General features: G+C 41.7%; 5 protein-coding genes and 1 pseudogene. 1 reads left to right on the top strand and 5 read right to left on the bottom strand.

All coding sequences use genetic code 11. The features are described from left to right. Nucleotides 1-48 precede the first annotated feature (48 nt). On the bottom strand, nt 49-1935 hold the full coding sequence (locus tag ABZB17_RS19320) for an ABC-F family ATP-binding cassette domain-containing protein (RefSeq protein ID WP_372652677.1): 1887 nt from the start codon (nt 1933-1935) through the stop codon (nt 49-51). A 3-nt stretch (nt 1936-1938) separates the two neighbouring features. Beyond that, a complete protein-coding gene (locus ABZB17_RS19315; protein WP_372652674.1) occupies nt 1939-3204 on the bottom strand; it encodes a serine hydrolase domain-containing protein in 1266 nt (421 codons plus the stop codon). Nucleotides 3205-3494: 290 nt separating this feature from the next. On the opposite strand from ABZB17_RS19315, the gene nth reads away from it, so the two are divergent. Further along, a complete protein-coding gene (nth, locus tag ABZB17_RS19310; RefSeq protein WP_319480027.1) occupies nt 3495-4139 on the top strand; it encodes an endonuclease III in 645 nt (214 codons plus the stop codon). Between the two features lie 3 nt (nt 4140-4142). Here nth and ABZB17_RS19305 read toward each other — a convergent pair whose 3' ends face one another. The 3 genes and pseudogenes from ABZB17_RS19305 to ABZB17_RS19295 form a co-directional block, all read right to left on the bottom strand. Beyond that, complete coding sequence (locus tag ABZB17_RS19305; RefSeq protein ID WP_372652672.1) at nt 4143-5585, bottom strand: pyridoxal-dependent decarboxylase; 1443 nt, start codon at nt 5583-5585, stop codon at nt 4143-4145. Between the two features lie 36 nt (nt 5586-5621). Then, entirely contained in the window at nt 5622-5894 is a 273-nt protein-coding gene (locus ABZB17_RS19300) for an acylphosphatase (protein WP_372652670.1), read from the bottom strand. 43 nt (nt 5895-5937) lie between these two features. Next, nucleotides 5938-6156: pseudogene (locus ABZB17_RS19295) on the bottom strand (hypothetical protein); the annotation flags it as partial.

Raw genomic sequence — 6156 nt, 5'->3', positions numbered from 1 at the left:
TAAAGACTACACCAACGTAGAGTTCGAGGATATTTAAGCCATAAGTTTTTACCCCAACTCGCTTAATTCCAGCCAACGTAATTCTTTTTCGTCGAGCTGCGATTTCATGTCGTCTAATTGCAACGATTTTTCGTATAATTCATCGTGGTTAAGATTACCTGAATTGAGTAATTCTTCCAATTCGCCTATTTGCTCTTCCAGTTCCGGAATTTCGTTTTCCAGCTGCTCAAACTCACGTTTTTCCTTAAACGATAATTTCTTTTTTGTTTGCGGTTGAGAAGGTTTTGCCGCAGCTTCCGATTTTGCTTTTGCTTCGGCTTTCTTTTTGGCTTCTACTTTTGCCTTTTGTTGCTCCTCTTCTTCCACTTTGTTACGATAAACGGTATAATTACCCGGGAAGTCAGTAATTACTCCTTCGCCTTCAAAAACAAAAAGGTGATCCACAATTTTATCCATAAAGAAGCGATCGTGTGAAACCACTACCACACAACCCGCAAACGACTGAAGGTAATCTTCCAACACGTTCAGTGTCATAATATCCAGGTCGTTGGTTGGCTCATCAAGAATCAGGAAATTCGGATTTTGCATCAGCACCGTGCACAAATACAAGCGACGTTGCTCGCCACCACTCAACTTTTCAATGTAATTGTATTGTGTTTCGGGCGGAAAAAGAAAATGTGTCAGCATTTGTGTGGCGCTCATTTTCGTTCCATCCTCAAAATGAATGAACTCGGCAATTTTCTGCACCGCTTCAATTACTTTTTCCTGCGGATCGAAAGCAATTCCTTCCTGACGGTAGTAGCCAAATTTTATCGTCTGACCAATTTCAATGGAACCCGAATCGGGTGTTAATGATTGGGTTAACAGGTTCAGAAAAGTTGATTTTCCGGTACCGTTTTTACCCACAATTCCAACCTTCTCGAAACGTTGAAATTTATACGAAAAATCCTCGATCAGTTTAACACCGGGAAATGATTTTGAAACATGCTCCAACTCGACAATCTTTTTACCCAAACGTGCCGATTTCACGCTCATTTCCACTTTATCTTCGCGAATATTCTGTGAGGCTTTTTCTTTTAGGTCCTGAAAGGCATCAACACGGTATTTTGCTTTGTGGCTGCGTGCTTTAGGCATGCGGCGCATCCACTCAATTTCGGTGCGCATTAGGTTTTTGGCTTTGGAAATGCTGGCCTGTTGCATGGCAATACGTTCGTCGCGCTTTTCTAAAAAGTACGAGTAATTGCCCTGGTAACGGTAAATCTGGTTGTCCTCCATTTCGATGATCTCGTTACAGACACGATCAAGAAAATAGCGGTCGTGGGTTACCATCAACAAAGTCGATTTTGTTTTTCCGAGATAAGCTTCCAGCCATTCAATCATTTCCAGATCAAGGTGGTTGGTAGGCTCGTCAAGAATCAGCAAGTCGGGTTGGTTGATCAGCACTTTTGCCAGTGCCAGTCGTTTTTGCTGCCCTCCGGAAAGTTCTGCAACTTTTTGCTCCAGGAAATTGATCTTCAGCTCTGTCAGGATCTGCTTAATTTCCACTTCAATGGCCCATGCATTCAGCTCGTCCATTTTGGCCGAAATAGCAGTAATCTCATCCTGTTTGTTGTGGGCCACGGCCAGCTCGAAAGCTTTTACCGTTTTTATCTTTTCGTTGTCGCTTTCAAAAACCTCTTCAATAACCGTGTTAGTTGGATTCAAGTCAGGTATCTGCTCGAAGTAGCCCATTTTAACATCGTTAGTGAGTGTGATCACTCCCTCGTCAGGCGATTCTTTTCCGGCCAGAAGATCGAGCAGGGAAGATTTTCCTGTTCCGTTTTTTGCAATAAGCGCAACTTTTGCTCCTTCAAAAACAGTGAAGGAAATATTTTCGAAAAGCATTAACTCTCCCCAACGTTTCGAGAGGTTTTCAGCTTGTAAAAATGGTTTCATGATTTACGATTTGTTTTGCGAAGAATCGTCTTTTTGTTCTTCTTGTATGGCCACGCTGTCTTTGTAATCAAACAACATATTCAGGAAAGTAGGAATGTTTTTGGCTGTGGCACTGTTTGGCGAATTGCTCAAAATTGCAATACCGATATCTTCCTGGTCGCAAATGGCAATTTCAGCTTTATAACCCAAAACATATCCTCCGTGATAGGCAATTTCGCGACCTTTGTAATCTACAATTCTCCAGCCGATGCCATAACGTTTTGATTTTACATCGTGGCCCCAGCTTCTGAAATAGGAGCGGTTTAATGGCGAATTTACCTGAGGAGTAAAAACAGTTTGACGTGCTTTTGTATCGAATAGCTCCGAATTGTCGTCGGTTAAAGTGCACAAAAATTGGCCAAGATCCGAAATACTGGCGTTAACACCGGCTGCCGGAGCAGTTGTGTAATAACGGTCGTTAAGACGCATTGGACTGTAATGATTGTGCCCGCGATTGTAATGCGGATAGGCTTTGTTATTGTTGTTTTTAAAATCTTCAAAATTCACCGAAGCATCGGCCATCCCAAACGGTTGAAACAGTTTTTCTTTAATCACCGACTCAAAAGTTTTCTGTGTTTTTGCACAGGTAATCGGATCGTAAATACTGTAAACCACATTTTGGTAGCCATAATTTTGCCCGGGAGCAGCAGTCAAATCCACCTGGTCTAAGCGCTCAATAATCTTTTCCAGCGGAACTTTGTCTTCTACCATTAAATCGTATGCGTGTGGAATCAAACCCGAGGTGTGGCTCAGTAAATGACGAACGGTAAGTTGGTTCGTGTATTCCGGATTTTTTAGTTTAAAATCGGGGAGGTAGTCAACAATGCGGTCGTCGAGTTTTACAATATTTTCTTCATCAAGAATTCCTGCTAAAACTCCGGTTACCGATTTTGAAACCGAAGCCAGGCGAAAAACAGTATTTTCGTTCACCGGATTTTTCTCTCCGGCTTTTCGAACGCCAAAACATTTCACCAGCGCAATTTTTCCTTTGTAGGTAATTACTGCTGCCGCTCCAACAGTTCCCGATTCTTTTAAATTTTGTTCGAGTAAACTATCGAAAAGTGTAACTGTATTCTCAATTTCAACAATAGGATTATACTCGGGCTCCACAATGGCAACCTCCTGCGTGGCTTGTCCTTCTGCCTTTTCTGTTCCTACAAACGATTGTAATTTGAAAGCCAGAATTGCCAACCCTACTATCACCACAACAACGTAAATTCTTCTCTTCACAACGATTCCTCCTTCACAATTTCAACAAAAATAGAATTTATCTGCTTGATTTTTAGGTGAAGTGGAATTTTCTGGGCATTTTTTATTCACTGCTTAGTATTAATAACCATTGAAACGGAAAAAGCCGGCATGAACCGGCTTTTTATTTTGCTGTTTAATTATTACTTAAAACCATTTCTTGTAAGGAGGAGAAACGATGCTTAAGCAATTCATTAAATAGGACTGCACAGTTTTATTTTTGTTACACGATTTGAGAAAAAAAATCATTTATTTTTGAAAAAAAATAGAAAATGAGAAAAAAAGAACTCTTTGAATACATAATAGATTATTTTGAAAAATCAATGCCAATTGCCGAAACAGAGCTCGATTACGGGAATCCGTTTGAGTTGATTGTTGCAGTAATTTTATCGGCTCAATGCACGGATAAACGGGTGAATCAAATTACTCCCGAGTTATTGAAACGTTTTCCGACACCCTACAAAATGGCAGAAGTGGAGCCGGCAGAAGTTTTTGATTACATAAGAAGCTGCTCGTATCCGAATAATAAGGCGAAACACCTGGTTGGGATGGCGCAAAAACTTATTGAGTTGTTTGATGGAGAAGTTCCGAGCGATGTTGACGACCTGCAAAAACTTCCCGGTGTTGGCCGAAAAACGGCAAATGTAATTGCATCTGTCGTTTATAATAAACCGGCGCTGGCTGTTGATACCCATGTTTTTAGGGTTGCAGCTCGTATTGGATTAAGCACTAATGCAAAAACACCTTTGGCGACCGAGATGCAGTTAATGAAATACATTCCTGAAGAACTGGTGCCCAAAGCTCACCACTGGCTGATTCTGCACGGACGTTACACATGTTTGGCCCGTAAACCCAAGTGTGAGAAATGCGGATTAACCGAAGTGTGTAAGTTTTATAAAAAGGAAGTGCAGAAGTAATTTTTACGTATTCGATTCTAACTTTTTAGCAGTTTCCTGAATTATCTTCCAGGCATTTTTAACGTGCTTTTCTTCGATGTGCGTTTGCCCGATATTTAAGCGTAGTACGACTTGCCCGTTTAATTTCGTATGGGTGAAAAAGATCTTTCCGGCTTCATTGATGGTGTTCATCAGTTTCAGGTTGAACGCATCGTCCGATTTGTGGCGGAAGCAAACCATATTCATTGTTGTCGGAACAACTATTTCAAAGTTTTCCGAATCTTTTACCCAGTTTTCAAATTCGTTGGCCAATCGAACATGTTCTCGAATAAGATACTGAAGTCCTTCAACGCCGTAGTGGCGGATTACAAACCACAGTTTTAGTGCTCTGAAACGTCGGCCCAACTGAATATGCCAGTCGCGGTAATCAAACACTTCGCCCGATTCTGTGGCTTTGTTCCGCAAATATTCCGGAAGAATGGAAAAAGTATTGATTAGTTCATTTCGGTTGGCTACCCAAAAAACATTACAGTCGAAATTCGTAAACATCCATTTGTGCGGATTAAAACTGTAGCTGTCGGCCAATTCAACGCCGTTTGCTAAATGTCGGAATTCCGGACAAAGCATGGCTGTTCCCAGAGATGCAGCATCAATATGGAACCAACAAATTTCCTGTTTGCATATCTTTCCAATTTCCGGCAGTGGATCGATTGCAGTTGATGAGGTTGTCCCAATAGTTCCGCAAACAAAAAATGGAATTAATCCGTTGGCGCGGTCTTGTTGTATTTGTTGCTCGAGCAGGTCGATCCGCATCGAGCAGTTCTCATCAACGTCGATCAGTCTCAAATTTGCCCGCCCGATTCCTGCGATTTTAATTCCTTTTTCTACCGATGAGTGCGTTTGCGACGAGACGTAAGCCACCAGCTTTGTATCCAGTCCATCTTCGTTTGTTTTAAAGCCTGTGACTCTTTCACGTGCTGCGATAATTGCCGTTAAAGCTGCTGTTGATGCGGTATCCTGAATAACACCACCACCAGACGAGGTTGACCGAAATTGTTCGGGCATGTTCATCATATCGGCCAGCCAGTCGAGCACCCGGGTTTCCACTTCGGTTGCTGCCGGACTGGTTGCCCATAACATTCCCTGAACGCCAAGTCCAGAAGACACTAAATCTCCTAAAATTGAGGGAAAAGAAGTGTTGGCATTAAAATAAGCAAAAAAGTTGGGCGATTGCCAGTGTGTAATTCCCGGCATAATCTTTTCATCCAGATCTTTAATCATATCATCAATACTTTCACCTTGCAGTGGTGCTGCCTCCGGTAATGAGTTAATAATGTCGCCGGGTTTTACTTGCGAAAGTACCGGATAATCTTCGATCTGTTCGTAATAATCAGCAATCCAGTCGATAATTTTTTTGCCTTCTTCCCGAAACTGCTCCGGGCTCATATGGTAGTTAAGTTTTTCCAATTTTTTGTGGTTTAGTTTTGCAAATAAGCTGAAATATTAATATCTGACTTCAAAGTCGGTATACGTTTCAATAGCCTGAAGTTCGGCATGGTGAACACTTTTTACAAGCGAGAGGGGAGGACCAACCCAGAGGTAATCGATCAATGTTTTAACAGCTGGTTCGGGGCCTTGTGCCACAACCATCACTCCACCATCGAACGTATTGCGCACCCAGCCGGTAACATTTAGTAATTTGGCCTGTTGCTGCACGTAATAGCGAAAACCTACTCCCTGAACTCTTCCAGTAACTCTTATTTCGTATTGAACCATATTTTTACATTCAAGTGAATGTAAAAATAATAAAATTGATTACTTAAGCTTGTACCAAATAATCAGTCAATTCTTTTTTGGTCGCTTTGTATTTGATGGTTAAAGAGGAATCGGCTGTTTGCAGTTGATTGACAATTTGTGAAACCTGGTTCAATACATCCACACAACCATCGTAGGCGCGATTGATTTTGCTCTGCACAACCCAGTCCGTAATAAGGTTGTCAAAAAAGTAATCGGCAAATGTTGTCAGGCCGTCCAGCTG

It is taken from the genome of Draconibacterium sp., assembly GCF_041583095.1.
GTDB lineage: Bacteria > Bacteroidota > Bacteroidia > Bacteroidales > Prolixibacteraceae > Draconibacterium.
Note: the sequence above shows the minus strand (reverse complement) of the source record. Positions and strands in the feature narration are given on the sequence as shown.